This is a genomic window from Ruminococcus callidus ATCC 27760 (assembly GCF_000468015.1).
Lineage (GTDB): Bacteria > Bacillota > Clostridia > Oscillospirales > Ruminococcaceae > Ruminococcus_C > Ruminococcus_C callidus.
In genome coordinates, this window is sequence record NZ_KI260467.1 from 1 (window position 1) to 4,420 (window position 4,420).

Here is a 4,420-nt window from a genome sequence, read left to right on the forward strand (position 1 = left end):
GGGGGACCAGCGAAGCTGGTGGAGGGGTTCTGTGGAATCTTTTGCTTAATGTAAAAGATTTATGTGAAAATCCCTCAGTCACCCTACGGCTGCCAGCTCCCTTTTCAAGGGAGCCTGATTTAAGAAGTTACAATATGCGATTCACCTGCACATATTAAGGAAGCACTGAATAAAGCACCTCTCCATTTCCGGAGAGGTGTTTTTTATTCTGAAAACTGTCTGATTTTCCCGGGGCGTTCTCGAAAAATTAACTTGTGTTTTTTTACGGAGAACACTTGCACACCAGTGGGAGATGTGCTATAATAATACTTGCGGTATGCGGGGGAGAATCCCTGCATCACGCACGATCATATGATGTATCAAAAATGGAGAGCCGATTCCCAAAACGGCTTCTCCAAATTTATGCAAAAGGAGCAGAGTTCGCAGGGGTGCGGACTGGGTGAGAAATCATGAGAGTAGCAGAGATGAATCGAGAAGCATTGGAAGCATTTGCCGCTGACTGTAAAAAGCAGTACGAGGCATTTCAGGCACAGGGGCTGAAACTGGATATGTCCCGCGGCAAGCCCTCGCCGAAACAGCTGGATCTGACCAACGGCATTACCAACTGCCTGTCCGAGGACGACTATAAGGCAGAAAACGGTCTGGACTGCCGCAACTACGGCTGTCTGGACGGTTTGCCGGAAGCAAAGGCATTCTTCGCTCCCATGCTGGGTGTAAAGCCGGAAGATGTCATCGTCTGCGGCAACTCCAGCCTGAACATCATGTACTGGGCAATGTCCCTCGCCATGACCAACGGCGTAATGGGCAGCAAGCCGTGGGGCAAGTATGACAAGGTAAAGGTGCTCTGTCCGGTGCCGGGCTATGACCGCCACTTCGCTGTCAGCGAATTTCTGGGCATGGAACTGGTGAACGTTCCCATGAAGGAAGACGGTCCGGATATGGACATCGTTGAAAAGCTGGTGGCAGAAGACGATACCATTAAGGCGATCTGGTGCGTACCCATGTACTCCAATCCGGGCGGCGTGGTATACAGCGATGCAGTGGTAAAGCGTTTTGCAGCCCTGAAGCCGAAGGCAAAGGACTTCCGTATCTTCTGGGACAACGCATACTGCGTACACCATCTGGTCGACAATCCGCCGGTACAGGCAAACCTGCTGGAAGAAGCCAAGAAGGCAGGCAATGAGGACATCTGCTATATGTTCGCTTCCACCTCCAAGATCACACACCCCGGCTCTGGCATTGCAGTCATCGCGGCAAGCCAGAACAATCTGGCATACCTGAAAAAGGCTCTGGGCTTCTCCACGATCGGCTACGATAAGATGAACCAGCTGCGGCACCTGCGGTTCTTCGGCGGCAAGTTCGAGAATCTGGTAGAGCACATGAAGAAGCACAAGGCTCTGATCGCTCCGAAGTTCCAGATCGTCGAAAGCACACTGGAACAGGAACTGGCAGATCTGGACATTGCCAACTGGTCCAACCCGCAGGGCGGCTACTTCATTTCCTTCAACCAGAAAGGCTGTGCAAAACGCATCGTTTCCCTGTGCAAGGAAGCCGGCGTGGTTCTGACCGGTGCCGGTGCATCTTTCCCCCACGGTGTGGATCCGGAAGATGAAAATATCCGCATCTCCCCCACATTCCCCACAGAGGAAGAACTCCAGAAAGCAATGGACGTTTTCGTTTGTGCTGCAAAGCTGGCTGCCGCAGAACAGGCTCTGGCAAAGTAAGCACTTCGCTCAGCATATAAAACCAAAAAATTTCCGGACGGACAGGGACAATCTCCTGTCCGTCTTTTTTGACAATTGCCACAAAAGTCCATTGCCGGTTTTGTGCAGTATTTTTGCCCTGTCCGGAAAAGCCCGTAAAAAAATACGATTTCGGGGAAAAATATACGATTTTCCCGAAAACAGATTGACATTTCGATTACAAATATGGTACAATGGGATTACATGTAGATGGGTACGGGCACAGGCAGACACTCCGGTGTACCGGAAAGTCGCATGGAATACAATACATTCTATTTTTATGCAGGAGGTACTCCATGAAATTTTCTGACGGACTCTGGCTCAACCAGAGAGGATTTGACGTTTCCTATGCGGTACAGGCATACGATGTCACAACCACCAAAAACAGCATCAAGATCTTTGCCACTTCCAGTGCGATCTGGAACCGTGCAATGACACTGGGCGGTGTTGCGTTCGAGATCACATACACCGCAGTTGCACCGGACATGATCCGTGTGCACATCTGCCACCACAAGGGCGGCCTGCAAAACAAGCCGCAGTTTGAACTGAACCTGCCGGAGGGCTATGTGCCGGACGACATTCACGAAGAAGACGGCTTTGTTTCCATGACTGCCGGTCACACGACTTTGAAGATCAAGAAGGGCACAGACGGCTGGGACGTTTCGTTCTCCCGTGACGGCAAGCGGCTCACCGGCGGCGGCTGGCGTTCCACTTCCTATATTCAGGAAAACAAGTTCCACCGTGACGCACGTCTGGCTGTCCAGACCGACGACGACTTCTTCAACTACCCGCAGGACGCACACAACACTTTCATGCGGGAACAGCTGACACTGGACGTTGGCGAATGCGTTTACGGCTTCGGCGAAAAGTTCACCACATTCGTGAAGAACGGTCAGAACGTGGAAAACTGGAACTCTGACGGCGGCACCTGCTCCGAGCAGAGCTACAAGTGCATTCCGTTCTACATCACCTCCAACAAGTACGGCGTGCTGGTCAACACAGCGGACAAGGTTTCCTTTGAAGTGGCTTCGGATACTATCAACAAGGTTTCCTTTACCGTACCGGGCGAGGAACTGGACTACTTCTTCATCGGCGGCGAAAACTTACAGGAAGTTCTGGTGAACTACACCAATCTGACCGGCAAGCCGGCTCTGCCGCCGGCAAAGACCTTCGGTCTGTGGCTGTCCACCTCCTTCACCACCACCTATGACGAAGAAACCGTTACTTCGTTCATCGACGGCATGGCAGAACGGGATATTCCGCTGCAAATGTTCCACTTCGACTGCTTCTGGATGAAGGAATACGAATGGACCAACTTCGAGTGGGATCTGGATCAGTTCCCGGATCCGCCGGCAATGCTGAAGCGTCTGGCAAGCCGCGGTCTTGGTCTGTGCTGCTGGATCAACCCGTATATCTCCCAGAAGTCCAAGCTGTTTGACATCGGCATGGAAAAGGGCTACTTCATCAAGAATCCGGACGGCAGCGTCTTCCAGACCGACCTGTGGCAGCCGGGCATGGCGATCGTAGACTTCACCAATCCGGAAGCTGCCAAGTGGTTCGCTGCCGGCGTGCGGAAGCTGTGCGAAATGGGTGTCACCGCGATCAAGACGGACTTCGGCGAGAGAATCCCCACCAAGGCAGTTTACTACAACGGTGCAGATCCGATCCACATGCACAACTACTACACCTATTTGTACAACAAGACCGTTTTCGAGGTACTGGAAGAATACTACGGCAAGGGACAGGCATGCCTGTTTGCCAGAAGTGCCACCGTCGGCGGTCAGAAGTTCCCTGTACACTGGGGCGGTGACTGCTCCGCAGAGTACACCTCTATGGCAGAAACCCTCCGCGGCGGTCTGTCCCTGTGCTCCTCCGGCTTCGGCTTCTTCAGCCACGACATCGGCGGCTTTGAAGCAACAGCTTCTCCGGACGTGTACAAGCGTTGGTGTGCATTCGGCCTGATGTCCACCCACAGCCGTCTGCACGGCTCCACCTCTTACCGTGTGCCGTGGAACTTCGACGAGGAGTCCTGCGACGTGCTGCGGTTCTTCACCAAGCTGAAGGGCAAGCTGATGCCGTATCTGTTCGCACAGGCAGTCAAGACCCACGCCACCGGTATCCCGATGATGCGTCCGATGGTCATGGACTACACCGACGATATTGCCTGCCGCTATCTGGATCAGCAGTACATGCTGGGTGACAGCCTGCTGTGTGCTCCGGTATTCCGCGAGGACGGCGTGGCAAACTTCTACCTGCCGGAGGGCAAGTGGTATGACATCATCACCGGAAAGACCTATGAGGGCGGCAAGTATCACGCTGTAACCTGCACCTTTATGGAAATGCCGGTTCTGGCAAAGCCGAACTCGATCGTCACCTTCGGTGCATTCGAGAACCAGTTCGAATACGACTATCTGGAAGGTGCAGATGCGATGATCTGCAATCTGGAAGACGGCAAGACCGCAGAAGCTTCCATTTACGATACCAAGGCAAATCTGGTGCTGACCATTCAGGCGACCCGCAAGGGCAATGTCATCTCCGTGGAAACCAGCAGCACCGACAAGACCTTTACCGTTTCTGTGGCCGGCACCGACAAGAAGATCACCCTGCAGGGCGGCAAGGGCGAGATCGTACTGTAAAAATCAGCGGCAACACCGCACAAAGAGCGTCTGGCGACTTTG

The 4,420-nt window shown here is 53.2% G+C and carries 2 protein-coding genes; both read left to right on the top strand.

The window, feature by feature from the left end:
• Positions 1–449 precede the first annotated feature (449 nt).
• On the top strand, positions 450–1,724 hold the full coding sequence (locus RUMCAL_RS11920; RefSeq protein ID WP_021683177.1) for an aspartate aminotransferase type Ic: 1,275 nt from the start codon (positions 450–452) through the stop codon (positions 1,722–1,724).
• A gap of 314 nt (positions 1,725–2,038) precedes the next feature.
• Positions 2,039–4,378: an alpha-xylosidase gene (gene yicI, locus RUMCAL_RS11925; RefSeq protein ID WP_021683180.1), complete on the top strand. Its 2,340-nt coding sequence runs from the start codon at positions 2,039–2,041 to the stop codon at positions 4,376–4,378.
• Positions 4,379–4,420 lie beyond the last annotated feature (42 nt).

Coding starts and splice junctions, on each gene's coding strand:
- RUMCAL_RS11920 (WP_021683177.1), top strand. CDS start 450: ATGAGAGTAGCAGAGATGAATCGAGAAGCATTGGAAGCATTTGCCGCT.
- yicI (WP_021683180.1), top strand. CDS start 2,039: ATGAAATTTTCTGACGGACTCTGGCTCAACCAGAGAGGATTTGACGTT.